Source organism: Pseudoflavonifractor capillosus (genome assembly GCF_016899775.1).
In the GTDB taxonomy this organism is placed as follows: domain Bacteria; phylum Bacillota; class Clostridia; order Oscillospirales; family Oscillospiraceae; genus Lawsonibacter.
Genome location: NZ_JACJJE010000027.1, coordinates 18856 through 43209, shown reverse-complemented (window position 1 = coordinate 43209; position 24354 = coordinate 18856). Strand labels below are relative to the sequence as shown.

Annotated in this window: 20 protein-coding genes; 11 read left to right on the top strand and 9 right to left on the bottom strand. The window is 63.2% G+C overall.

The genetic code is table 11. The annotated features are described in order from the left end of the window. Positions 1-267: 267 nt before the first annotated feature. The 9 genes from H6B31_RS09850 to H6B31_RS09810 all read left to right on the top strand — a co-directional run bounded on the left by H6B31_RS09850 (position 268) and on the right by H6B31_RS09810 (position 9217). Positions 268-1746, top strand: coding sequence for a GH25 family lysozyme (locus H6B31_RS09850; RefSeq protein WP_204898357.1), 1479 nt, complete (start codon positions 268-270; stop codon positions 1744-1746). 169 nt (positions 1747-1915) lie between these two features. Next, positions 1916-2536: a flavin reductase gene (locus H6B31_RS09845; RefSeq protein WP_204898356.1), complete on the top strand. Its 621-nt coding sequence runs from the start codon at positions 1916-1918 to the stop codon at positions 2534-2536. Between the two features lie 273 nt (positions 2537-2809). Further along, on the top strand, positions 2810-3298 hold the full coding sequence (locus tag H6B31_RS09840) for an RNA polymerase sigma factor (protein ID WP_204898355.1): 489 nt from the start codon (positions 2810-2812) through the stop codon (positions 3296-3298). Continuing rightward, positions 3295-4359, top strand: coding sequence for a DUF4179 domain-containing protein (locus H6B31_RS09835; protein ID WP_204898354.1), 1065 nt, complete (start codon positions 3295-3297; stop codon positions 4357-4359). Before H6B31_RS09840 ends, H6B31_RS09835 begins: the two co-directional genes overlap by 4 nt. 164 nt (positions 4360-4523) lie before the next feature. Further along, positions 4524-5321 (top strand): cell wall hydrolase, encoded by a 798-nt coding sequence (locus tag H6B31_RS09830; protein WP_204898353.1) that lies wholly within the window; start codon positions 4524-4526, stop codon positions 5319-5321. A 216-nt stretch (positions 5322-5537) separates the two neighbouring features. Continuing rightward, a complete protein-coding gene (locus H6B31_RS09825) occupies positions 5538-6644 on the top strand; it encodes a metallophosphoesterase (protein ID WP_243418971.1) in 1107 nt (368 codons plus the stop codon). Between the two features lie 20 nt (positions 6645-6664). Continuing rightward, positions 6665-7579, top strand: coding sequence for a DUF2156 domain-containing protein (locus H6B31_RS09820; RefSeq protein WP_204898351.1), 915 nt, complete (start codon positions 6665-6667; stop codon positions 7577-7579). 139 nt (positions 7580-7718) lie between these two features. Continuing rightward, positions 7719-8279 carry a sigma-70 family RNA polymerase sigma factor gene (locus H6B31_RS09815; protein WP_204898350.1) on the top strand — a complete coding sequence of 187 codons (561 nt, stop codon included), beginning with the start codon at positions 7719-7721 and terminating at the stop codon, positions 8277-8279. Beyond that, entirely contained in the window at positions 8276-9217 is a 942-nt protein-coding gene (locus tag H6B31_RS09810; protein WP_204898349.1) for a hypothetical protein, read from the top strand. Before H6B31_RS09815 ends, H6B31_RS09810 begins: the two co-directional genes overlap by 4 nt. A 44-nt stretch (positions 9218-9261) precedes the next feature. Here H6B31_RS09810 and H6B31_RS09805 read toward each other — a convergent pair whose 3' ends face one another. The 8 genes from H6B31_RS09805 to H6B31_RS09770 all read right to left on the bottom strand — a co-directional run bounded on the left by H6B31_RS09805 (position 9262) and on the right by H6B31_RS09770 (position 17245). Beyond that, on the bottom strand, positions 9262-10446 hold the full coding sequence (locus H6B31_RS09805; RefSeq protein ID WP_204898348.1) for a winged helix DNA-binding domain-containing protein: 1185 nt from the start codon (positions 10444-10446) through the stop codon (positions 9262-9264). Continuing rightward, positions 10443-10826, bottom strand: a complete 384-nt coding sequence (locus H6B31_RS09800) for a hypothetical protein (RefSeq protein WP_204898347.1) — start codon at positions 10824-10826, stop codon at positions 10443-10445. The genes H6B31_RS09805 and H6B31_RS09800 overlap by 4 nt, the downstream gene beginning before the upstream one ends. Positions 10827-10841: 15 nt before the next feature. Beyond that, on the bottom strand, positions 10842-12044 hold the full coding sequence (locus H6B31_RS09795) for an alginate O-acetyltransferase AlgX-related protein (protein ID WP_204898346.1): 1203 nt from the start codon (positions 12042-12044) through the stop codon (positions 10842-10844). 12 nt (positions 12045-12056) lie between these two features. After that, on the bottom strand, positions 12057-13472 hold the full coding sequence (locus H6B31_RS09790) for an MBOAT family O-acyltransferase (protein ID WP_204898345.1): 1416 nt from the start codon (positions 13470-13472) through the stop codon (positions 12057-12059). Positions 13473-13606: 134 nt separating this feature from the next. Then, positions 13607-13825, bottom strand: a complete 219-nt coding sequence (locus tag H6B31_RS09785; RefSeq protein WP_204898344.1) for a hypothetical protein — start codon at positions 13823-13825, stop codon at positions 13607-13609. Between the two features lie 62 nt (positions 13826-13887). After that, positions 13888-14514: an MBL fold metallo-hydrolase gene (locus H6B31_RS09780; RefSeq protein WP_204898343.1), complete on the bottom strand. Its 627-nt coding sequence runs from the start codon at positions 14512-14514 to the stop codon at positions 13888-13890. Then, a complete protein-coding gene (mtaB, locus tag H6B31_RS09775; protein WP_204898342.1) occupies positions 14511-15803 on the bottom strand; it encodes a tRNA (N(6)-L-threonylcarbamoyladenosine(37)-C(2))-methylthiotransferase MtaB in 1293 nt (430 codons plus the stop codon). Before mtaB ends, H6B31_RS09780 begins: the two co-directional genes overlap by 4 nt. A gap of 8 nt (positions 15804-15811) precedes the next feature. Beyond that, positions 15812-17245, bottom strand: a complete 1434-nt coding sequence (locus H6B31_RS09770; protein WP_204898341.1) for an AAA family ATPase — start codon at positions 17243-17245, stop codon at positions 15812-15814. Between the two features lie 258 nt (positions 17246-17503). Here H6B31_RS09770 and H6B31_RS17530 point away from each other — a divergent pair, with 258 nt between their 5' ends. Next, on the top strand, positions 17504-18418 hold the full coding sequence (locus H6B31_RS17530) for an SH3 domain-containing protein (protein WP_204898340.1): 915 nt from the start codon (positions 17504-17506) through the stop codon (positions 18416-18418). A gap of 394 nt (positions 18419-18812) precedes the next feature. On the opposite strand, the gene H6B31_RS09760 is transcribed toward H6B31_RS17530, so the two are convergent. Then, the gene (locus H6B31_RS09760) at positions 18813-21200 is read right to left on the bottom strand and encodes a ribonucleoside triphosphate reductase (protein WP_204898339.1); all 2388 of its coding nucleotides are present in this window, start codon (positions 21198-21200) and stop codon (positions 18813-18815) included. A gap of 1036 nt (positions 21201-22236) precedes the next feature. On the opposite strand from H6B31_RS09760, the gene mnmG reads away from it, so the two are divergent. Further along, a complete protein-coding gene (mnmG, locus tag H6B31_RS09755) occupies positions 22237-24114 on the top strand; it encodes a tRNA uridine-5-carboxymethylaminomethyl(34) synthesis enzyme MnmG (protein ID WP_207752298.1) in 1878 nt (625 codons plus the stop codon). The last annotated feature ends 240 nt before the right edge of the window (positions 24115-24354 follow it).

Below are 24354 nucleotides of genomic sequence, written 5' to 3'. Positions count from 1 at the left end.
CCGAACACGGAAGTTAAGCTCGCTTCTGCCGAAAATACTTGCCTGGAGACGGGCCGGAAAGATAGGTAGTGCCAACACAAAAGGACGGACAGTTTGCTGTCCGTCTTTTTTCTTTTTGCATAAGTTGCGTAGACTTGGGACCTTCGTCTTTTGAGAGAGACAAGAAATGCCTCTTGTGTCGAATTCAGGAGTTTGCTATAATAGCTTCATTACGGTAAACCCGTGAGATTGAGGCGATCTGAAATGAATGGAGGTATTCGGAGCAATATGCAGTGGAAACGAGTTGGCAGCTGCGCTGCGGCGCTTGCTTTGATGATGACAGTTGGTGTGCAGCCGGCCCTGGCGGCGGCCACGCCTTACCGCTTGAGCGTGCCAAGCGGATATGTGAGTTCTTTTTCCGACGTCCAGGAGGACGACTGGTACTATGACTATGTGGCGGTGTTGAACAGCCGGGGGATGATTGACGGCTATGGAAACGGACTGTTCGGGGCCAATGATCCCCTGACCTCTGGCGCAGCTCTGGTTATGGTGCTGAAAGCGGCGGGCAGCGGGGATCTTGCTGCAACCGGAGATCACTGGGCCAGCGGTCATGCGGACTACGCGGTGTCTCAGGGCTATCTTACCCGGGAGCAGATCGGCGACCTGGACCAGCCCATGGCCCGTGTTTTGGTGGCGGAGCTGGCGGCCAGGGCCCTGGGGGTGGAGCCCTCCTCGGAGCGCTCGCCCTTCTCGGATGTTGATAACGGATATCTGACCGCCCTGTATGAGTTGGGAATCATTACGGGAAGCGAGGAGGACGGTGAGACCGTCTTTTTGCCGGATCAGCCCATCACCCGGGCGGAGATCAGCGTGATTGTTTGGCAGGTGGACCGGGTCCACACCTACGGGGAGCAGATTTTGTTCCAGGGAGCCTACTATGATTTTCTGGAGGACGTTCCGGTCAACACCTATGACCCGGAGGGCTTTTCCAAGGATGAGAACGGGTACATCACCTATACGGAGGATGGAGTCTACGTGACCAAGGGTGTGGATGTATCCGTCCATCAGGGGACCATTGACTGGCAGCAGGTGGCGGACGCCGGCTTTGACTTTGCCATGATCCGGGTGGGATACCGGGGCTATGGCACGGAGGGCAACATGCGGGGCGACACCCAGTTTGTCAACAATGTGCAGGGTGCTCTGGACGCCGGCCTGGATGTGGGAATCTACTACTTCTCCCAGGCCATTACCGTGGAGGAGGCCCGGCAGGAGGCCGCCTATGTGATCGAGCAGATCGCGCCTTACCGCATTACATATCCGGTGGTCTTCGACTGGGAGCGGCAGAATTACGCCGGTTCCCGGACTCAGACCATTCCGGACACCGACCTCCTGTGTAGCATGGCCAACGCCTTCTGTGCGGATATTGAGGCGGCGGGCTACGAGGCGATGATCTATTTCTATCAGAATCTGGCCTACAACAACCTGGACTTGAGCCAGCTGCTGGACTATCCCTTCTGGCTGGCCCAGTACACCGACTACCCCTCGTTTTACTATGACTTTGACATGTGGCAGTATACCTCCAACGGGAAGGTGCCCGGCATTTCCGGCAATGTGGACCTGAATCTGCGGTTCTTCCGGGATGGGGAGCTTCCGCCGGAGGACAGCGGGGATGACGAGGGGACTCCGCTCTCGCAGGATGTGGCGTCCAGCCAGGATGGAGCGTCGGAGGGAGAAGACACAGGATCTGGAATCAGCCAGGATATTTAATGAGACGCCAGCGTCTGCAGGGAAATGCGGACGCTGGTTTTATTTTGGAGAAACGGACATAAAAATCTTGACAAAGCGGGAAATATATAGTATAGTCAGACTAGAATAATAATAATTATTCTCATTAAGAAAACGGGGAAGATTTATGATCGTGTAAGGAGGTCTTTTCATGAACCGCAAGGCATTCAACCGAATCAACTACGGCCTGTTTTTAGTGGGCTCCGTGCTGGACGGGAAGTACCAGGGGTGTGTAGTCAACTCCCTGCACCAGATCACCTCCACCAATCCGGCCAAGTTCTCTCTGACCCTGAACAAGAGCAACGAGACCTATAAGGCGGTGGAGGCCGCCGGCAGCTTCGCGGCCACCGTGCTGGAGCGCGACACCCCCAAAGAGCTGGTGGACCTGTTCGGCTATAAGTCCGGTCGTGTAGTGGACAAGTACGAGGGCTTCCAGGTGGAGACCGACGGGGCGGGCAACCCCTATGTGAAAGACCACGCCCTGGCCCGAATCAGCTGTAAGATTGTGGACAAGCTGGACCTGGGCAGCTATGTGCTGTTTGTGTGTGAGGCCACTGAGGCCGAGGTGCTGGGCGAGGGACCGGCCATGACCCTGGACGACTACCGGGGCGAGGGGGGCTCCACCCCCGCGGCGGCCACAGTGGTCCGGATCGTGGAGGAGGTGGCCTGGCGGTGCACCGTCTGCGGCTACATCGCCGAGCGGGAGACCCTGCCCGACGACTACCGGTGCCCCATCTGCCGGGCCCCAAAAGACAAATTCGTGAAGATGTGACCGGGAAACTCCCCAGAGTTTTTGCTCTGGGGAGTTTTTGCGGGGAATTTCTGAGAGGCGGTCCCCAGGGGCCGCCCCGTTTTGTCCGGCAGTGTGGGGATACTGATGTGAGCGGCCGGGGAGATAATGAACTTTCAAGGGGACACACAGAGCTATCTCCACAGACACCGTACGCGGAAAAATTTTTCCCACCCCTGTCAGATTTCCTACGCCTCATTCGTATTCTAGGTGAAAGCGCTTTTGAAGAACACACCTGCAAAGAGGGTGAAGTATTTGAGATCACACATCGACCGGGCCGAGGCGGAGCGGCTGGTGGAGACCTACTCCGATCTGATCCTGCGCCTGAGCTATACCTATCTGAAAAGCACCGAGGACGCCAAGGACATCTGTCAGACGGTGTTCCTCCGGCTGCTGGAGAAGCCCCGGAGCTTTGAGAGCCCGGAGCACGAGCGGGCCTGGATCATCCGGGCCGCCGTCAACCTCTGCAAGGACCAGCTCAAGAGCCACTGGCGCAGGACCACGGTGGACCTGGAGGCGGCCCGGGCCGTCCCCGCCCCGGAGGCGGAGGAGGGAAGCCTATTGGCGGCGGTGAACCTGCTGCCCCCCAAGTACCGGACGGTTATCTATCTGTACTACTACGAGGGGTACTCCGCCAATGAGATTGCCCAGCTGCTGGGGGAGAAGCCGGCCACCGTGGCCACCCAGCTCAGCCGGGGCAGAGAGAAGCTGCGCACACACCTGGAACAGGAGGGATTTGCATGAAAACCTATCGCCAGTCTCTGGATGAGCTGCATTTTACCCGTGAGGAGAAGAACGCCATGGTGGACCGCCTGACGGCGGGAGAGGGCAGAGGGAGCGGGAAAGTGCGCTCCATCCGCCGCACCGTGACCGTGGGCGTGGCGGCCGCCCTGCTGATGACCATGGGAGTGGGGGCCGCCGTCACTCTCACCCCGGCGGGGGAGGTGTTTGCCTCTATATTTGGAGACTCCCCCGCCCAGACGGAGATCATGGACCGGATGGGGGTGCCCATCGGGGCCAGTGACACAGACAACGGCGTGACCATCACCGCCGACGCCATCATCGGGGACACCTACAGCTATGCCGTGGTGTACTCCATCACCCGAGACGACGGGCGGCCCCTGGCGGAGGATCTGACCCCGCTGGGGGGAGTGGACGGACCGCTGCCTCTGACCTTTGACCAGTCCGACACATTTATTGGGATGCTCGGAGGCAGCCACGGAACCGCCTACTTTTACGACGCCGACCCCGCCGACAACGCCATTCAGTACGTGGAGATGATGACGGCGGATACCCCCATTGAGCCGGGGACGGCCACCGCCACTTTCCAGAATCTGTACCTGCGGGGGAAGGACATTCAGGACAGAACCTTGCTGGCGGAGGGGAAGTGGAAGATTCGCTTCCAGTTTGATTTCCCGGACAGCGGCGTGAGCTTGGACGCCGGACAGACCTTCCAGCTCAACGGCATGGAGGCCACTCTGGACGGGGTGACCCTCTCTCCCCTGTCCATCCAGGTGGACTACACGGTTTGGGAGGAGCTGGTCTGGGACCACCAGGATCAGGCGGACGGCCAGATGGGTGAACATAACCGGGAACAGTCTTACCGCTTCTTTGAGTCCCTGCCCGTGACCGTGAACTTTACCGACGGGACGGCGCTGGATTTGAGCGGCAATGGCGGCGGAATCCGTCCGGAGGACGGGAAGACCGTCTGTCAGAAGGGGCGGGTCTTTGAGGAGATTCTGGATCTGTCCACCGTGGAGAGCGTTACGGTGGGGGACATTACTCTGCCGGTGGAGGCGGAATAATTTCACGGCCAGCATAGAGGCGGGGATAGCCCCGCCTCTTTTCCACCTTCTGGTGCTCCAGGACTTACAGCTTGCGGTTTGACACCCGGTCCGTTACAATTTGGGTGTATTTCGAGGTTTTTGGAAAACCGCGGAAAATAAACCCAAAGGAGTATATACCCACGATGAAACACAGATGGAGAACAGGGGCAGCCGGCGTGCTGGCCGCCCTGATGATGACCACATCTGCGGGCGCTGTGGGCGCAGCCATAGAAATTGATGGAACGTCCCTGGGCGCCGGCGAGGCCTGGATCGAAAACGGGACCAGCTATGTCACCCTGGCGGCTTTCAGCCGGGAGACCGGGCGCAGCCTCAGCTGGGACGGCACCTCCGCCCAGGTGGACGGAGGGGGACTGGACCTGGAGGCCACTCCGGGGGCCATCTACGTGTGGTCCAATGAGCGGGGCCTCTATGTGGCCGAGACGATGCGGGTGGTGAACGGGCGGGCAGTCCTCCCCCTGCGGGTACTGGCCGACGCCAGCGGTTCCTCCCTCACCTGGGACGGCTCTACCGCCGCCCTGAGTACCTGGGGCGCGGTCCCGCCCCAGGCGGACTATGACCAGGAGGACCTGTACTGGCTCTCCCGGATCATCTCCGCCGAGAGCCGGGGGGAGCCCCTGGTGGGGCAGATTGCCGTGGGCAATGTGGTCCTCAACCGGACCGAGTCGGACCAGTTCCCGGATACGGTGAAAGAGGTGGTGTTTGACAGCCAGTACGCCGTCCAGTTCACCCCCGTGGCCAACGGGACCATCTATCAGGAGCCCGTGGCCTCCTCCGTTCTGGCGGCCAAGCTGTGCCTGGAGGGGGCGGAGGTGGCGGGGGACAGCCTCTACTTCTTTGCCCCCGCGGTGTCCGCCGGCAGCTGGATCACCCAGAACCGGACCTACTATGCCGCCATCGGCAGCCACCACTTCTACCGCTGAAACGGAACTGATTCCGCCTCTCCGCACCTTTTGGGGTGCGGAGAGGCTCTTTTTGTGCAAAAAACGAATTTTCCCACCTTGTTTGTCGGGAAATTCTGCCTCCTATCCCTTGCGGCTCCCGCAAGTCTGTGATATGATTTCCATGCTGAATGGCGCGCCTCCGCCCGCTCCGACGGAGGGGGGAGGGCAATGTTTTGGAGAAGGGAGAGAGTTTTCTTGGAGAATACCGCCCGTGTGATCCACCCGGAATTTGCCGCCGGCCGCCGCATCCTGGCGGTGAGCGACATCCATGGAAATCTGCCCTTCTTCCGGGGGCTGCTCCAAAAAGTCCGGTTCACGCCGGAGGATATCCTGGTGCTGGACGGGGACATGCTGGAGAAGGGGCGGGACAGCCTGGCCCTGCTTCGGTATATGATGGAGCTCTCCCGCACCCACACGGTGTACCCCATCTGCGGCAACTGCGACGGGCTGGTGTTCCGCTTCTTTGAGACGGACGAGCTGGACGGCCGGTTTTACGCCAGCTACCTCCCCCAGCACCCGGAGAGCACCATCCGTCAGCTGGCCGATGAGATGGGCTTTGAGGACTGGATGGACTTCCCCGGCCTGCGCGCCGCCCTGCGGGAGCGCTATCCGGAGATCCATGCCTGGCTGGCCGGACTGCCCACCATTTTGGAGACGGAGCACCTGGTGTTCGTCCACGGAGGGGTGCCCTCCCTGGAGCATATGGAGACCCTGGACCGGTGGAAGTGCATGAAAAACGACGACTTCCGGGGACAGGGGCACTCCTTCTCCAAGTACGTCATCGTGGGACACTGGCCAGTGACCCTCTATAACCCCAAGGTCCCCTCTGCCGCCCCCCTGTTTGACTATGACCGGAAGATCATCTCCATCGACGGGGGCTGTGTGCTCAAGGCGGACGGGCAGCTCAACGCCCTGATTCTCCCCTCAGAGGAGTCGGAGGATTTTTCCTGGCAGGCCTATGACGGGCTGGAGGTGTACACCGCCCTGGACCGCCAGGAGCCGTCCCAGGACTCCATCAACATCCGCTGGGGCCGGGCCGACCTGGAGCTGCTGGAGCCGGGGGAGGAGCTCTCCCGGTGCCGCCATCTGGAGAGCGGCCGGGAGCTGTACATCCTCACCTCCTACCTGCGCCGCACCGGGGAGAGGCTGTGGTGCGAGGACTCCACCGACTACCGCCTGTCTGTGGAGCCGGGGGACCGGCTCTCCCTGGTGGCCCGCACCAGCCGGGGCTGCCTGATGAAGAAAAATGGAGTGACAGGTTGGTATTTCGGCCGCCTCGCGGATACAATAGAACACAAATAAACAAATAAGGATTGGAATGTATGCTTGAATTTAACCCCCTGCAGCTAGAAGACCTGCCCAAGCTCCGCGATTATTTCGGGTACAGCGGAAGCCGGATCTGTGACACCACCCCCGGCACGGTGATGATGTGGCGGGATATGTACAAGACGGAGTGGGCCATCTACGACAGCTCCCTCTACTTCAAGGTGGAGTACCCCGGCCTGGGGAGCACCTTCACCCTGCCCCTGGGGGGCGGACGCCGGGAGCATTACCGGCAGATCGCCGACTACTGCTGCCGCCGGGGCATGCCCATCTCTTTCTACCCAGTGCCCAAGGACGAGCTGGACCGCCTCCAGGAGTTCTTTCCCAACAGCGCCGCCATCTCCAACCGGGACGCCTTTGACTACCTGTACCGGGCGGAGGATTTGAAGTACTTCCGAGGCAAGAAGCTCAGCGGCCAGCGCAACCACGTGAACAAATTTCTGAAGACCTACGGCAACTGGTCCTTCCGGGTGATTACAGAGGAGGACGTCCCGGCGGTGAAGGCCTTCCTGGACCGGTACGCCGCCGGACGGGACAAGGCGGCCGCCTCCTTCCACGAGGACCTGCGCAAGACCCACGAGGTGCTGGACAACTACCGGCTCTACGACATGGTGGGGGGCATGCTGCTGGTGGACGGGAACATCGTGGGCTTCTCCCTGGGGGAGATCGTGGGGGACACCCTGTTTACCCACATCGAGAAGGCGGACCGGGACTACCAGGGCTGTTACCAGATGGTGGTGGCCCAGTTCGCCCAGCAGTTCGCCCATGAGGGGGTCCACTTCATCAACCGGGAGGACGACGCCGGAGACCCGGGCCTGCGCACCAGCAAGCTGTCCTACCACCCGGTGGCCCTGCTGGAGAAGTACACCGTCACCGTGGACGAGCCCTGCAAGTTCTGCGATTTGGCGGAGTAAAGTTCCCGATAACCGAAGACGCACGCGAACTGGACCGCGTGCGTCTTTTTCTGTTTCCGCCTTTGTGACCGCAGAGAGGAAAACGGGTCTTTCCAGGTGAAAGGACCTTTTCCAGAAAATACCGAAGGGAGGAAGCCCAGTGGACGACCAAGAGATCATCGCCCGTTTCTTTGCCCGGGACGAGGAGGGGCTGACCGCCGCCCGGGCGCGGTATGAACCCTACTGCGCCGCCGTGGCCCGCAATCTCCTCACCGACCCCAGGGACCAGGAGGAGTGCCTGTCGGACACCTGGCTCCGGGCCTGGAACGCCATCCCGCCCCAGCGGCCCCGGAGCCTGGGGGCCTTTCTGGCCAAGATCACCCGGAATCTGGCCATCAACCGCCTGCGGGACGGGAATGCCCAGCGCCGGGGCGGCGGTCAGGTGCCCCTGGCCCTGGAGGAACTGGGGGAGTGCGTCTCCCCAGAGGGCTCCCCGGAGGGGGAACTGGACCGCCAGGCGGCGGTGGAGGCCCTGGACCGCTTCCTGGACGGACTGCCGCCCCTTCAGAGGGAGGTATTCCTCCGGCGGTACTGGTATCTGGATTCCATTGAGGACATCGCCCGCCGCGCCGGCTGGTCCAAGAGCCGGGTGACCACCACCCTGCACCGGCTGCGGGTGCGCCTGCGGGCCCATCTGATCCAGGAGGGGATCGACGTATGACGAGCTTTGATTTATTGGACCTGATCGGCCAGGTGGACGAGCGGCACCTGGAGCCAAGTTTTCCACAAAAGCGCCGTGTCCGGTGGAAACGCTGGGGGGCTCTGGCCGCTTGCCTGGTTTTCGTAGTAGGAGCAGCAACTGTGCTTTGGAACCCGGAGCCCCAGCTTCAGGGGCGGCCGGGCACGGACGTCTCCTCCATCCCCGGCATGTCCGCCCAAGCGCCGGTGGACGTAAAGGACCTGCTGTATGGTCTCAGGGAGGGGGAATACAGCTATCAGGTGTTGACAATCAACCAGATTTCCCTGGGAGACAATACCGCCGAGTACCATAAGCTGGAGGTCCGCAGTCAGGTAGACCTGCGGGACTATCTGGGGGAGGCACTAGAGGAGGTCCCGGGCTGGTCCCGCCTGCGGGGACATGAAGATTTACAGTACCTCATTGGCCCGGACGGAGACAGGGAGCTGGCCCTGTGGGAGTTTGCCTATTTTGTTCCGGAGGAGGGAGAGACTTACTCCTACCGCACGGTGCTGGAGGATATCTACTATATTTTTTCTGCGGAAGACATCGCACAGATCACGGTCTCCCCTGGCAACATGGACAACACCGACGAGGGGAAGGCCGCCCAGGAGGAGATCGGTACCTGTGTCATCACCCACCGGGAGGACATCGCCGCCCTCTATGAGGCCATGGCGTCCGCTGAATGTCTGGGGCCGAACCTGTGGGACGAGATCCGCTGGGGGCACCAGTCAGACCACAATTTGGTTCAGGCGGTGCGGAACACCCGGTACCTGACCATTGAGACGGCCGACGGCCGGACCATGGACCACCTGAAGTATACCGCCGGAGGACACCAGTTCTACGAGTATTCCGGCGTGGCCTATGTGCCCCTGGAGGAGGAGACGGCCCGGCGGGTGGAGCGCATTCTCGGCATTTCCTGAGCGGACAAAACTGCCCCGGCGCGTTTCAGCGCCGGGGCGGTTCGCTACAAAACCGTATACGCTCGGAGGGCGGTCCCCCGAAAAGCCGCATAGCCTTGAGCCAGCTCCTCCAGCCGGGAGCGCTGGGCGGGCTCCAGCGCTTCAAAGAGGGTGACGGCCGCATCCAGCTTGTCCCCCCTGGTGCGGACGGTCCAGAAGCCGATAACCCGGCCGCCCAGCAGGACGGCCCCGGGGTTGCCCACCGTCTTCCACACCTGCCGCTGCCGGGCCTTGTCGGGCAGAATCAGGTCCCGGTCCCGCAGGTCCAGGTAGGGGTCGTGGGGACCCAGGAGGAGCAGGCGCTCCCCCTCCTCCCCTTGGGCGAGGAGGTCCAGGTCCTCCGCCAGGACCCACCGGCGCTTCCCATCCAGCTCCACCGGCGCCAGCTCCTCCGCAATGCCGCCCCACAGCCGCTTGGCCTGCTTGGGGGAGCAGCCCAGCCAGCTCTGGAAGTCGGAGACCTGGGCGGGGCCGTAACAGCGGAGGAACCGTCGCACCAGTTCCCGCGCGCCGTCGGGCTGGTCCGGCAGAGGACGCCCCAGCCACCGGGCGGGGGACGTGAAGGTGGGGGAGATCCCCTCCCGGGCCCCAAAGACCACCTTTCCCCGGAAGGAGCAGGGCCGCAGAAGGAAGGACACCGCCGCCCCGCCCACCGTCTGCCGGTCGGGCTGGCCGTACATGGAGGGGGAATTCCAGGCCGGGCGGACCTCAGGGGCGAGCATGGGCTCTATCATACCGGCCAGCCGCCGGTCCAGGGCCTCCTTGCTCAGAACAGTTTCCCCCTCCAGGCAGGCGCAGGCCGCCTCCACCAGGGGCAGCAGGTCGTAGAAGTTCAGCCCCAGGGCGTCCAGGGCCCCGGTGATCCCCCGGGTGTAGATCCAGGGCTCCTCCCCGGGCTGGGCGCACAGAGGGGCGAGAAAGACCCCGGCGTCTTTCACAGGAAAGACCAGGGGCACGCCCCGGATGCTCCAGGCCTGGAGCAAGGTCTTTTCCCCATACAGCGCCTGCTCCAGCTGGGGGAGGGTGACACCCTCCACCCGGTTCCACAGGGCGGTCTCCCAGGCACCCGGGGGCGAGTTCTGCACGCCGCAGCCAGCGGCGGCCTCCACCAGCCCTCCGGAGGGGAGGGGCCGGTCCAGGTGGTGGCGGCTCAGGCGGAGGGCCCGGACCTGTTCCCCGGTGACGGTCATGGGGCGGTCTCCCCGGGAGCGGGGGCCTCGTAGCCGATTTTGATGTTCGGGGCCTGGGCGTGAATCTGCTCCAGCACCCAGTCGCCCTCCTGGCGGCTGTTGACGGCGGCTTTCCGGGTCTCCCCATTTCGGAGCACCGCCATGAGGTAGTGCTGTCCCATGGGCACCCGGCGGCAGCCCATGCCCACGGGGACGTCCTCAATGCGCAGATAGGCCCGCTCCACCTGGTCCAGGGGGAGAACACCGGTCCAGGTGAGGTGGGAGAAGTAGAGGGCGCGCTGCCCCAGGCGCACCCGGCCCAGCTCCCGGGCCCGGGTGTAGTCGGCTTTGCAGCTGTCCTGGTCCAGGGGAAAGTCCCCCGCCTCCGGCTTGAATTTCATGGCGCTCGCCTCCTGTCAGGGCTGAATCTGGAAGGGACTTCCGTTGAAGTCGGTGGACAGCAGGGCCTCATAGTCCCGGATGCCCACCACGATGTCGGGCTGGTAGGCCTGAATATAGTCGGCCAGAGTCATATCCTTGTAGTGGCGCAGGTCGATGCTGCGCATCTCGTCAAAGCTGTAGTAGGCCAGGCACTCCACCGGGTTGGTGAAGCTGTCCCCATAGATGAGGATGGAGGGCAGGCCGGGGCGGCCTGTTTCAATGACGGTCTCCCCCACGTCGCCCCCCATGTAGAGGGAGTAGAGCACGTCCTCCGTGTCGGTGGTGGGCATGGCGTATACGGTGGCCGCCGTCTCTGTGCCGTTGTCGGAGCGGGTGAAGGGGATGGGGGCCTTGGGCAGGCCGACGGTCAGGTGCTCCCCGCAGTTCTCCAGCCCGAAGATTTTTCTCCCCCGGGAGCCCAGATAGGGGTTGGGCAGGGTCTCCACCGTGAGGGAGCTCTCGTCCAGAATGGTCAGGTCCAGCCCCAGGTCCCGGTTGATCTCCTCCAGAATGGCCCGGTAGGTCACATAGGCCCCCTCGAACTGGTAGTGGTAGTCGGCCAGGGAGTAGTACCCCTGGGGATTTCCCAGCTGGTCCAGCACCGGCCCCATGTCCAGAAGGTTTACCCCCTGCTCCTCCATAGCCTGGGTGAAGGCGGGGATTTCCAAGGCGGTGTACGCCTCCCGGCTGTTGAGGAAGTCCGGGTAGGAATCGGAGAAATAGGTGTACTGCCCCGGCACGGCCACGTAGTAGAAGTGTCCGCCGTACCCCTCCACCACGTCCCGCAGCTGGGCCAGCTGCCCGGCCATGGCCTGGGCCTGGTTGTCAATAACCGCCGGGTCGGGGGTCTCATAGGCGTTGAAGCCCAGGAGCATGCCGTCCGAGGGGACCACCTCGTTGACCACCGGGCGGTGGAACAGGTGCAGGTCGGCCCAGGCGGACAGCTTCATCAGGGTGTTCCGCCCGGCGGCGTGGTCCTGAAGCACCGGCTCCACGCTGGCGGGGAAGGTGCCGTCCAGCACCGTCTCCACCGACAGCTCCGCCGGGCGGGCCAGATTCCGGTTCTCATAGTAGGACCAGCCCGACTTGGGCCGGACCAGGGTGACTACAAGGGCCAGGGCCAGGAACCCCAGAAAACCGATCACAACAAGCCAGTCGGCCCATTTGCTCTTTTTCATGGGAGACCCTCCTTAGAATTGGAAGTAGATGAAGGGGTTGAAGGAGCCGGTGACCAGCTCCAGATAGGAGAGGGCCAGCAGTCCCAGGGCCAGCACCCGGGGAGCCCACAGGGCGGCCGCCTGACCGGCGCTCCCCCGGGCCTCCAGCCAGGACTGGAGCCACTGTTTCACCGGCAGGAAAGCGATGAGGGCCAGCACCCACTCCGGCCAGAACTGGAGCAGGTAGTAGAGGGTCTGCCCGTCCTGGGCCAGGCCGGTGGTCTGGCCGAACATGGCCCCCAGATAGGCCCAGGCCTGCCCCAGGTCCACCGAACGGAACAGCACCCAGCTGAGGATGACGGCGAACATGGTGTAGGCCCAGCGGATCAGGCTGGGCAGCTTCTCCAGGTGTTTCCCCCACAGAAACTTCTCCCCCAGCAGCAGAAGGCAGAACCACAGCCCCCACAGCACAAAGGTCCAGGCCGCCCCGTGCCACAGTCCGGTGAGCAGCCACACCACAAAGATGTTGCGCATGTGCTTGAGCTTGGAGCACCGGTTGCCCCCCAGAGGGATATACACATAGTCCCGGAACCAGGTGGACAGGGAGATGTGCCACCGCCGCCAGAATTCGGTGACGGAGCGGGAGATATAGGGGTAGTTGAAGTTCTCCAGGAACCGGAAGCCGAACATGTGGCCCAGGCCGATGGCCATATCCGAGTAGGCGGAGAAGTCGAAGTAGATCTGGAAGGTGTAGGCCAGGGCGCCCACCCAGGCCAGGCCGGGGTCCAGGTTGGCCGCCGTCTGATTGAAGACCCCGTCGGCGATCTGCCCCATGGAGTTGGCCAGCACCATCTTCTTGGCCAGGCCGAAGCAGAAGCGGGTGACGCCGGAGGCAAACTCCGGGAGGTTTTCCTCCCGGTGGGCGATCTCCGCCATGACGGTGGTGTACCGGACGATGGGGCCGGCCACCAGCTGGGGGAACAGGGCCACATACAGGGCCACGTTCAGGGGGTTCTTCTGAATGGGGGCGTCCCCACGGTACACGTCGATGACGTAGCTGAGCCCCTGGAAGGTGAAGAAGGAGATGCCGATGGGCAATGTCACCTGGGGGATGGGGATGGCAAAGCCCAGGTCGTGGATGGTCTGGGCCAGAAATCCGGCGTACTTGAACCACCCCAGCAGCCCCAGCCCCACCACTGAGGCGAAGATCACCCCGAACCGGGCCAGCCGCCGGTCCGCCTGGCCGGCCAGCAGGCCGCCCAGGTAGTTGACCAGAATGGAGAGCACCATGAGGAGGACCAGCTTGCTGGCCCCCCACCAGTAGAAGAATAAGCTGGCCCCCAGCAGGACCAGGTTCCGCAGCCCCCGAAACCGGGCGGGAATGAGAAAATACACCAGCAGCAGGGCGGGCAGAAAGCCCAGCAGAAAGACAAGACTGCTGAATACCATAGTAAACCTTCCCCTTTTCATTTGGTACACAATCAGAGACAGTGTACCCCAATTTTCCCATTCCGTCAAATTTTTCCGGGATTTTTTCAGAAAAAATAAAGCCGCGCCGCCCTTTCAAAGGGCGGCGCGGACGTTCAGTCCTCCACATCCAGAGCTTCAGACAAAACGGCGTAGAGCATGTCGTTGGTGTACTGCACCGTCTCGATAAAGGAGAAAATGGCCAGGGCCTGGGCCGAGACCTTTCCGTCCTTGTCGGCAAAGGTGCTCAGCTTCTTCTGAATCTCCGCCTGGTTGGTGGGCAGATACTTCTTCTTGCACTTCTCAAAAATGGCGTCAAATTCCGCGCGGGTCATGGGGTCACCTCCTCCCACATCAGATGGAGTTCGTCTAGTAGTATAATCGGTTTTTCCTGTTTTTACAACCCCTGAGCGGGCCGCCCGTGGCCGAAGTAGAGGGCGGTGGGGTGGAGGGCCCAGATTTTAGCCACGCTGTCCTCCATCTGCCGCCGGTCCGCATAGACCAGGGCGGGGGCGGGGGAGAACAGGCGGAACATGGCGTCCCCCACCAGCAGGGCGCCGTCCTGGGTTTTCAGGCCGATGGAGCCCGCCGTGTGGCCGGGGAGGGCCACCACCTGGGCGTTCACCCCGAAGTGGGACAGGTCGTCCCCGTCCTCCAGGTATAAGTCTGGCTGGAAGGGGGGGAGCAGGGTGTCCTGAAACCCCCGCCGGGACAGGGACTGGATCAGCCGGCCCAGGCGGCGGTGGGCCTGCATGGGCTGGCAGTCGTTGTCCTCCAGCAGCTCCAAATCGGCCCGGTGCATGGCGATGGGCACCTCCAGCTGCTGGGAGAGGAAGGCGGCGTTCTGCACGTGGTCCAGATGGCCGTGGGTGAGGACGATGAGGCGCACATCCCACTGCCGGCACAGGGGGAGCAGCTTCTCCCCGTAGCCCGCCCGGCCGGTATCCACCAGGATGGCCCCCTGCTCCCCCTGGACCAGGTGGCAGTTCACGTCGCCGCAGTGGACCCGCTTGATCCGGCTCATACCAGGACCCCCTGGAGGGCCCCTCCGTCGCGGCCGGTGAGCCGCACCTGCCGCAGCTGGTTGTGGAGCGGCTGGGCGGACTGGACCGTCACCTCGCAGTACCGGGTGGTGTGGCCCCGCCACAGCCCATCCCTCTCCTCCTCAAAGAGGACGGGGACGGTCTCTCCCACCCAGCTGTCTAAGTAAGCGTCCTGCATGGTCCGGGAAGTCTGGGCGGCCCGGTGGGCCCGCTCCTCCTTGACGGCGTTGAGCACCTGCCCGGGCAGCTTGGCCGCCGGGGTGCCCGGCCGCTTGGAGTAGGGGAAGATGTGCATGGCGGAGAAGGCGCACTTCTGGATGAAGTCCAGCGTCTGCTGGAACTCCTCCTCCGTCTCGCCGGGGAAGCCCACGATGAGATCGGTGGTGACTGCGGGCCGGTCGTAGACCTCATGCAGGAATTTTACGCTCTCATAATACCGATTGGAATCATATTTCCGGTTCATCCGGGCCAGCACCGTGTCGCACCCCGACTGCATGGACAGGTGGAAGTGGGGGCACAGGTTGGGCAGGGCAGCCGCCCGGCGGCAGAAGTCCGGGGTGATGGTTCTGGGCTCCAGAGAGCCCAGGCGCACCCGGGTGTCAGGGGAGAGCCCTTGACAGATGGCCTCAATGGCCTCGATGAGCTCCGGCTTCCCCTCCAGGTCCTGCCCCCAGGAGGAGATCTCGATGCCGGTGAGGACGATCTCCCGGTAGCCAGCCGCCTCCACCTCCCGGGCCTGCCGGACACAGTCGGTCAGGGGGAGGGAGCGCACCCGCCCCCGGGCGTAGGGGATGATGCAGTAGGAGCAGAAGTTGACGCACCCGTCCTCCATCTTCAGCATGGCCCGGGTGCGGCCCTCCAGCCCGCCGGCGGGGAGGGGCTCGAAGGTGCGGCGGGAGAAGGCGTCGTCCAGGGCGGTGATGGGCTGGCGGTCACTCCACTCCCGCTCCAGCAGGTCCACAAAGCCGGTGCGGTCCCCGGTGCCGGAGATCAGGTCCACCCCCAGCTGCTCCACATCGTCCGGGTGGGTCTGGGGGTAGCAGCCGCACACGGCGATGACCGCGTCGGGGGCGGACTTCCGGGCCCGGCGGATCACCTGCCGGGACTTCTTGTCGCTGACGGCGGTGACGGTGCAGGTGTTGATCACATAGGCGTCCGCCGCCTCCTCAAAGGGGACCAGGCTGTGGCCCCGTTGGGTGACCAGCTGCTCCAGGGCCTGGGTCTCGTACTGGTTGACCTTACAACCAAGTGTATAAAATGCAATCTTCATAACAAATCCTAATCTTCTCTCGGGGCGTCGGGCTCCGTAAGATCCTCCGGGAGGAGCTCCATCAGCTGCTCCCGGGTGGGGGACTCCAGCTGGGCCACCCGGTTGGACTGGCGGGCCACCGCCTGTTCAAACCGGTTGCGTACGTCCCGGGCGTTGCCGAAGTTCTCGTCCCGGTTCTCGTACAGCTCCAGCAGGTCCTGCTTCATCTGTTCCTCCCCCTCCTGGGAGAGGGTGTAGCCGTTCTTTTTGCACATGGACTGGAAGATGGAGAAGAGCTCCTCCCCGTTGTAGTCCTCAAAGTAGAAGTATTTGTTGAACCGGGACTCCAGGCCGGGGTTGGAGTGGAGGAAGCGCTCCATAGGCTGGGCGTACCCGGCCACAATGACAATGAGGTCCTTCCGGTGGTCCTCCATATTTTTCAATAGCACCTCGATGGCCTCGTGGCCAAAGTCGTTGGCGCTCTCGGCGTTCACCAGGGCGTAGGCCTCGTCGATGAACAGCACGCCCCCGATGGCCTTCTGGACCACCTCTCCAGTCTTCAGGGCGGTCTGTCCCACAAAGCCGGCCACCAGGCCGGAGCGGTCCACCTCCACCAGCTGCCCCTTGGGGAGCACCCCGATGGCGTGGTAGATCTTGGCCAGCAGGCGGGCCACCGTGGTCTTGCCGGTGCCCGGGTTGCCCAGAAACACCAGGTGCAGGGACATGGGGGGGACGGGCAGGCCGGCCTCCTCCCGCAGCCTGCGCACCTTCACCAGGTTGATGAGGCTCTTCACGTCCTCCTTCACCTTGGCCAGGCCGCACAGGCTGTCCAGCTCGGCGAGCAGTTCCTCCAGGGTGGGCTCGGGCTCCGCCGGAGGGGCAGTTTCCTCCGCCCCCTGGTCCTCCTTGGGGACCTCCTGTGGGGGAGCGGGGCGGCGGGTAATAAACTCGTCCGCTTTCAGGGCGGGGCGGTCTCCGGACAGGCCGTCCTTTCCGCACAGCTCCAGCAGAATGTCGGAGCAGGAGTTGACAAAGCCGGCCTCAGCCTCGCTGACCACGTCGTCCACCGCCGCGAACAGCAGGAGAATGAGGGTCGTCTGGTCGGCGAACCGCCGGGCCAGAGTGGTGCCCTTCCGACGGTCGTAGTCCCGCAGGGCCTGGAAGAAGGCGGGGGGCTGAAACAGGTCGTAGTTGGCCACGCCGGAGGCCACCTCCCAGTACAGGGCGGAGGGGGAGAGGTTTTTTCCCGAGTAGATGGCGTTGTAGAACTCCACATGCTTGGGCGTGATGGCCTGGGCGTTGTCCGCCTGCCACACCCCCAGGGCGCAGTGCTGGAAGAAGGAGTCCGCCTCCCGATTAAAGGCCTGGCGCAATGTGGGGTCGGGAATCCACCGCCGGAAGGCGGTGACGGCCTCGCTGTACTGCTTATGGACTTGGGCGGCGGTCATGGTTCCTGGCTTCATCCGGGATCGTCTCCTCTCCGACGGCTGGCGGAAGCCTGTTTCCACAGGCCCCGCTGCTGAGAGTCATTATAAAAGAAAGTGGGCCCCCGGTCAAGAAGTCCAGGGGCCTCCTTCGGCAAAAGTTGACATAATTTTGTTAAAAATTTGTTATTTCCCCTTTTCCCGTTGACGGGACCGTTAATTCCCTGTAAAATGAAAGCTGAGACCGCAGGATTGCTCCCGGTCTGCCATCCCAACTGATGATGGAGGAAGGTCCCTATGGCCACAAAGAAAGCTCCCCCCCGCCGCAATACCGATGTGATCCGGTGTGAGAACTGCGGGGAAGAATATTCCACCACATATAAGCGCTGTCCCTTCTGTGATGAGCGGCCGGGCGGCCGCAGCTATCCGCCCGTGGGCGGCCGCCGGGTGTCCGGCGGCTCCCGGTCCGGCCGGGGCGGCCAGCCAAACCCCCTGCAGGTGGCCGGGCTTGTCATCTCCCTGGTCCTGATCATCGCGGCGGTAGTGATTGTGTTCACCACCCTGTCCCCCCTGCTGTTCGGCGGCACGCCCAGCGGCTCCAACAGCGGCGGCGCCTCGGTCTCCACCTCCACCGGCAATGTGACGCTGGAGAGCCTGACCCTCAGCCGCACGGACGAGGACCAGGTGGCCCTCCAGGCGGGCGAGTCCTTCCAGCTGACGGTGACCACAGTGCCCGCGGACGCCCAGGTGACGGTGGAGTGGACCAGCAGCAATGAGAACATCGCCACTGTGGACGAGTACGGCAACATCACCAACGTGTACAAGGGCAGTGACCAGGTGCCGGTGACCATCACCGCTGCCGCCGGCGGTCAGGCCGCCTCCTGCGCCATCCTGTGCACCGGCGACGGCACCGGAGAGAACATTGACACCAGCGGCGACACCACCGGAAGTGGGACCACCACCTCGGGCAACACCCTGGCCCCCAACACCGACGCGGTGATCACCGGCGTGGGCGGCGGCGGACTGAATATCCGCTCCGGCCCGGGGACGGACTACTCCGTCCAGGCCAGCACCTCGGACGGGGCCACCGTCACCGTGCTGGAGGAGGCGGAGAACGGCTGGTACCATATCCGCTATGCCACCGGCGGCGGCAACTTTGAGGAGGGGTATGTCCTGGGCGACTACCTGGCCCCCAGCACCACTCAGAAGTGAACAAAGGATACGGAGAACTCCCCCGCCGGACCGGCGGGGGAGTTTTGCTGTTTGGCCTGTGGAGAGGGGGTTCCGAAGAAATCAAAAGACCGGCTGTGCACTCTGCACAGCCGGTCTCAGCATATCAAAAACTGATGGGGAACAGAATCTGTTTGAGTATGGGCGGGGGAGCTCGAGGGGGCAGCCGCCCGCCTCGAATGGGATCGAATGCCCCGGGAGCCTTGCTGTGCAAGGCTTCCGGCGCGCGGAGCGCGGACTTTTGCGCCGCCGTGCGGTGCAAAAGTAACGGCATTTTTGCAGTTTGTCGGGAAAGTCCAGGGACTTTCCAGGCAAACTGAGACCGGCTGTGCACTCTGTACAGCCGGTCTTTTGGCAAGAGACAACAGAGGTAAGTTTATCCCGCTTCCCGGGCCCGGTGGTCCTCAATGAATTTCTTGATGGGGCCCACGCCGGTGATCTTCTCGGTCTGGCCGTCGGCCTCCCAGGCCAAAGTGGGGGCCTGCCGCACCCCATACCGGGTGGTCAGGTCGGGGGACTCCTCCGCCACTACTTTCCGGTAGGAGACGCCCGCCTTCTGGAGCAGGGCCTCCGCCTGGCGGCAGTTGGGGCAGGTGCGGGTGGTGAACAGGAGCAGGTCCTGCACGGGCTCTGCCTGGGTGTACTCCGCCGGCGCGGTCACCTGGGAGCCAGCCCGGCCTGCCTTCTGCAGGTGGGAGTGGGCCAGGTCGTACACCTTCCGGTCTTTGAACTCCTGGGTCTTGCCGTCGTTCCAGTTCTGCACCGGACGGTAGTAGCCGGTGATGCGGCTGTATACCTCGGCGGGCTTGCCGCAGATGGGGCAGGTGAACTGTTCCCCGGTGAGGTAGCCGTGGTCGGCACACACGGAGTAGGTGGGGGACATGGTGTAATAGGGAAGCTTGTAGTTCTCCGCGATCTTCCGCACCAGGTTGGCCGCCGCCTGCCAGGAGGGCAGCTTCTCGCCCAAAAAGGCGTGGAACACGGTGCCGGAGGTGTACAGGGTCTGGAGCTCGTCCTGGATATCCAGGGCGGAGAAGATGTCCTCGGTGTAGCCCACGGGCAGGTGGGAGGAGTTGGTGTAGTAGGGGGTGCCGTTCTCGTTGGCGGTGATGATGTCGGGGAACTCCTCCTTGTCGTGCTTGGCGAAGCGGTAGGTGGTGGACTCGGCGGGGGTGGCCTCCAGGTTATAGAGGTCGCCGTACTGCTCCTGATAGTCGCTCAGGCGCTCCCGCATGTGGTTGAGTACGTCCTTGGCGAACTGCTGGGTCTCCGGGTGGGTCAGGTCGGCCCGGAGCCACTTGGCGTTGAGGCCCACCTCGTTCATGCCGATGAGGCCGATGGTGGAGAAGTGGTTATCAAAGCTTCCCAGATAACGCTTTGTATAGGGGTACAGACCCGCGTCCAGCAGCTTGGTGATGACGGTGCGCTTGGTCTTCAGGCTGCGGGCGGCGATGTCCATGAGCTTGTCCAGCCGCTGGTAGAAGTCGGCCTCGTCCTTGGCCAGATAGGCGATGCGGGGCAGGTTGATGGTGACCACGCCCACAGACCCGGTGGACTCGCCGGAGCCGAAGAAGCCGCCGGACTTTTTCCGCAGCTCCCGCAGGTCCAGACGCAGGCGGCAGCACATGCTGCGCACGTCGGAGGGCTCCATGTCGGAGTTGATATAGTTGGAGAAGTAGGGGGTGCCGTACTTGGCGGTCATCTCAAAGAGAAGCTTGTTGTTCTCCGTCTCGGACCAGTCGAAGTCCTTGGTGATGGAGTAGGTGGGGATGGGGTACTGGAAGCCCCGGCCGTTGGCGTCGCCCTCAATCATGATCTCGATGAAGGCCTTGTTCACCATGTCCATCTCTTTCTTGCAGTCGCCGTAGGTGAAGTCCATCTCCTTGCCGCCCACGATGGCGGGCAGGTTCTCCAGGTCCTTGGGCACCGTCCAGTCCAGGGTGATGTTGGAGAAGGGGGCCTGGGTGCCCCAGCGGCTGGGGGTGTTCACCCCGTAGACAAAGCACTGGATGCACTGCTTGACCTCCTTCTGGGTCAGGTTGTCTACCTTCACAAAGGGGGCCAGATAGGTGTCGAAGGAGGAGAAGGCCTGGGCCCCCGCCCACTCGTTCTGCATGATGCCTAGGAAGTTGACCATCTGGTTGCACAGGGTGGACAGGTGCTTGGCCGGGGCGGAGGTGATCTTGCCCGGAATGCCCCCCAGCCCCTCCTGGATGAGCTGCTTCAGGGACCAGCCGGCGCAGTAGCCGGTGAGCATGCTCAGGTCGTGGAGGTGGATCTCCGCGTTGCGGTGGGCGTTGGCGATCTCCTGGTCGTAGATCTCGGTGAGCCAGTAGTTGGCGGTGATGGCCCCGGAGTTGGAGAGAATGAGGCCGCCCACCGAGTAGGTGACGGTGGAGTTCTCCTTCACCCGCCAGTCGTTGATCTGCAGGTAGTTGTCCACCAGCTCCTTGTAGTTGAGCAGGGCGGAGTTGACGTTGCGCACCTTCTCCCGCTGTTTGCGGTAGAGGATGTAGGCCTTGGCCACGTCGGCGTAGCCCGCCTCGGACAGGACCTGCTCCACGCTGTCCTGGATGTCCTCCACGGCGATGCGGCCGTCCCGGATCTTGGGCTCAAAGTTTGCGGTCACCCGCAGGGCCAGCAGGTCGATGACGGTGGGGTGGAACTGCTTGTCCAGGGCCTGGAAGGCCTTGGTGATGGCGGCGCTGATTTTTCCAATCTCAAACTGGGCGGCGGTGCCGTCCCGCTTGGTTACCTGGTACATACAAACTCCCTCACTTTTCTTCGTCCCATTTTGAACAGCCTGCGGCAGGGCCGGGCTGTAGGCGGCGTACCCCTACTATAGCACGTCCCCCTAATTTGGTCAATATATTGAAGTGTAGAAAAAAGGAGACACAATATATTGTTGGCGCGGAGGCGTGTGGAGGGAAAGGGGACGCTTTTCACCGCAAAAAGACCAGACGGGGCGGAAAAGGCAGACAAAAAGTGATCGGGCGGTTGGACCACAAAACGACAGTAAGGGAAAGAAAAGGCCGGCAATGGAGAGAGAACGGTCTTGTTGCCGGAGGGAAAACGTGATAAAATACCCTGGTTCCTGGGCGAATGCCCCGTTTCTGCGGGATTGGGAAACGGATTTATCCCGGTTTTGCCGCAGGGGGTCGGAACAGAGTTTACAGATACAGCCGGGCGGGGGCACACCCCAGGGTGGCTTCTCTCGGCCTTTGTCCGATTCACCTTCTACAGGGTCACCCTCATCCGCCCCAGTGTGCGCACTGGGGCACCTTCCCCCTGGAAGGGGGAAGACTGGGCGGGCGGCTGATAGCCGCCCCTACGGCGCCCTTTGAACCATTCGGGACGGGCGGATCTGGGACCTGTGCAGAGGGTGGCAACCTGCCCCCTCATCCACCTCGCATTCGCTCGGCACCTTCCCCCCAAGGGGAAGGCTTTCGGGCGACCGCAAGGGTCGCCCCTACGGCGTATCCAGCACCAGTACCGTTGGTTCGGTAAAGCCAGGCGCAGAATTTGAATCGCACCGAATGCAATTTTGGGGAAGCCAGGCCCCAGTGGGCCGGGAGGAAACGCAGGCCGCCACTCAAATTTTGCGCGCCGGAAATACCTTGCCTACCCCAAGGGATAACCCCCGTAATGGGGGTCTGGGGGAAAGCCGTCATTGGCGAACGAAGTTCGCCTCTGCGGCGTCCCCCAGCGTCTTTTGGTTCCTTTTCCACGGGGAAAAGGAACTCGCCCCGCAGGGCGAAACCCTGCAAGAATATAACTGTTTAATAAAAAGAGGAATCCCAATGATTCGATACGACGCGGGACAATATGATATCGCAGTAATCGGCGCGGGCCACGCGGGCATTGAGGCCGCCCTGGCCGCCGCCCGCATGGGCCTACGCACCCTGTGCTTCACCATCAACCTGGACGCGGTGGGCAACATGCCCTGCAACCCGGCCATCGGCGGCACGGGCAAGGGCCACCTGGTGCGGGAGCTGGACGCCCTGGGGGGCGAGATGGGCAGGGCGGCGGACAGAGCTTGCATCCAGTACCGGATTCTGAACCGGGGGAAGGGCCCCGCCGTCTGGTCCCTCCGGGCCCAGGCGGACCGCCGGGAGTACCAGAAGATCATGAAGCACACCCTGGAGCTCCAGGAGAACCTCTGGGTCAAGCAGGCGGAGGTGGTGGAGGTCCTCACCGAGGACGGGGCGGTGTCCGGGGTGGTCACCCACACCGGGGCCGTCTACCGGGTGAAGGCCGCCGTCATCGCCACCGGCACCTACCTGGGGGGGCGCACCATCGTGGGGGAGGTGGTCCGGGACTCCGGGCCGGACGGCCTGGCCGCCGCCCTGCCCCTCACCCAGTGCCTGGTGGACCTGGGGCTGTCCATCCGCCGGTTCAAGACGGGGACGCCACCCCGGGTGAACCGCCGGTCGGTGGATTTTTCCAAGATGCAGCTCCAGGAGGGGGACGGGGACGCCCAGCCTTTCTCTTTCTCCACCCAGACCCAGCCGGAAAATCGGGCGGTGTGCTACCTCACCTCCACCACGCCGGAGACCCACGCGGTCATCCGGGCCAACCTGGACCGGTCGCCCCTGTTCTCCGGGGTCATCGAGGGGGTGGGGCCCCGGTACTGCCCCTCCATTGAGGACAAGGTGGTCCGCTTCGCCGACAAGGAGCGCCACCTGCTGTTCATTGAGCCCATGGGGCTGGACACCGAGGAGCTGTACATCCAGGGCTTCTCCTCCTCCCTGCCCGAGGAGGTCCAAATCAAAATGCTCCACACCATCCCCGGTTTGGAGCAGGCGGAGATGACCCGGTGCGCCTACGCCATCGAGTACGACTGCGTAGACCCCACCGAGCTGGAGCCCACTCTGGAGACAAAAAAGATCCCCGGCCTGTACGGGGCGGGGCAGTTCAACGGCTCCTCCGGCTATGAGGAGGCCGCCGTTCAGGGCTTTATTGCCGGCGTGAACGCCGCGCTGAAAATTCAGGGAAAGGAGCCCCTGATTCTCCGCCGGGACCAGGGGTACATCGGGGTGCTCATCGACGACCTGGTCACCAAGGGCACCAACGAGCCCTATCGGATGATGACCTCCCGCACCGAGTACCGCCTGCTCCACCGGCAGGACAACGCCGACCAGCGGCTCACCGAGATCGGCTGCCGCCTGGGGCTGGTGCCCCCGGAACAGCTGGAGGCCGTTCGGGAAAAGTACGCCGCTGTGGAGCGGGAGTGCAGGCGCCTGGAGCATACCGGCGCGGCTCCCAGCCCGGAATTGGACGCCTTTTTGGCCCGCTATGGGGAGACATCGGTGGCCAACGGGGCGCGGCTGGCCGATCTGCTCCGGCGGCCCCCCATCTCCTACGAGGCCCTGGCCCCCTTCGACCCGGACCGGCCCGAGCTGCCCAAGCCGGTGCGGGAGGCGGTGGAAATCGCGATCAAGTACCAGGGCTATATCGACCGCCAGCTGCGCCAGGTGGAGGAGATGAAAAAGCTGGAGGACCGCCGCCTGCCTGACACCATCGACTATACCGCCATTGAGGGGCTGCGCCTGGAGGCCCGGCAGAAGCTGAGCCGCATCCGGCCCAAAAACCTGGGCCAGGCCAGCCGGGTGTCCGGGGTGTCCCCGGCGGACGTGGCGGTGCTGATGGTGTATTTGAGGCAGAGGGAAGGAAAGTAGAGTTTTTGCAAGGGGGATTTCGCCGCCTTCCTATCCTTAAGCCTTCCCCCTGGGGGGAGAGAAGCCAGAAGGGCTGGACCTCTTCAAAGCCTTCCCCCTGGGGGGAAGGTGGCTGGCCGTTAGGCCAGACGGATGAGGGGACAGGTTTAGGAATAGGTTTGTTGTACGCAGGGGAATTTCGCCGCCTGCGGGCGGCGAGTGACTTTCTGGACGCCCAGAAAGTCACCAAAGAACCGCTAG

What these genes read in the sequence shown, in the direction of transcription:
- H6B31_RS09850 (WP_204898357.1), top strand. Translation starts at nt 268, where the DNA reads ATGCAGTGGAAACGAGTTGGCAGCTGCGCTGCGGCGCTTGCTTTGATG.
- H6B31_RS09845 (WP_204898356.1), top strand. Translation starts at nt 1,916, where the DNA reads ATGAACCGCAAGGCATTCAACCGAATCAACTACGGCCTGTTTTTAGTG.
- H6B31_RS09835 (WP_204898354.1), top strand. Translation starts at nt 3,295, where the DNA reads ATGAAAACCTATCGCCAGTCTCTGGATGAGCTGCATTTTACCCGTGAG.
- H6B31_RS09830 (WP_204898353.1), top strand. Translation starts at nt 4,524, where the DNA reads ATGAAACACAGATGGAGAACAGGGGCAGCCGGCGTGCTGGCCGCCCTG.
- H6B31_RS09820 (WP_204898351.1), top strand. Translation starts at nt 6,665, where the DNA reads ATGCTTGAATTTAACCCCCTGCAGCTAGAAGACCTGCCCAAGCTCCGC.
- H6B31_RS09810 (WP_204898349.1), top strand. Translation starts at nt 8,276, where the DNA reads ATGACGAGCTTTGATTTATTGGACCTGATCGGCCAGGTGGACGAGCGG.
- H6B31_RS09805 (WP_204898348.1), bottom strand. Translation starts at nt 10,446, where the DNA reads ATGACCGTCACCGGGGAACAGGTCCGGGCCCTCCGCCTGAGCCGCCAC.
- H6B31_RS09800 (WP_204898347.1), bottom strand. Translation starts at nt 10,826, where the DNA reads ATGAAATTCAAGCCGGAGGCGGGGGACTTTCCCCTGGACCAGGACAGC.
- H6B31_RS09795 (WP_204898346.1), bottom strand. Translation starts at nt 12,044, where the DNA reads ATGAAAAAGAGCAAATGGGCCGACTGGCTTGTTGTGATCGGTTTTCTG.
- H6B31_RS09790 (WP_204898345.1), bottom strand. Translation starts at nt 13,472, where the DNA reads ATGGTATTCAGCAGTCTTGTCTTTCTGCTGGGCTTTCTGCCCGCCCTG.
- H6B31_RS09785 (WP_204898344.1), bottom strand. Translation starts at nt 13,825, where the DNA reads ATGACCCGCGCGGAATTTGACGCCATTTTTGAGAAGTGCAAGAAGAAG.
- H6B31_RS09780 (WP_204898343.1), bottom strand. Translation starts at nt 14,514, where the DNA reads ATGAGCCGGATCAAGCGGGTCCACTGCGGCGACGTGAACTGCCACCTG.
- mtaB (WP_204898342.1), bottom strand. Translation starts at nt 15,803, where the DNA reads ATGAAGATTGCATTTTATACACTTGGTTGTAAGGTCAACCAGTACGAG.
- H6B31_RS09770 (WP_204898341.1), bottom strand. Translation starts at nt 17,245, where the DNA reads ATGAAGCCAGGAACCATGACCGCCGCCCAAGTCCATAAGCAGTACAGC.
- H6B31_RS17530 (WP_204898340.1), top strand. Translation starts at nt 17,504, where the DNA reads ATGGCCACAAAGAAAGCTCCCCCCCGCCGCAATACCGATGTGATCCGG.
- H6B31_RS09760 (WP_204898339.1), bottom strand. Translation starts at nt 21,200, where the DNA reads ATGTACCAGGTAACCAAGCGGGACGGCACCGCCGCCCAGTTTGAGATT.
- mnmG (WP_207752298.1), top strand. Translation starts at nt 22,237, where the DNA reads ATGATTCGATACGACGCGGGACAATATGATATCGCAGTAATCGGCGCG.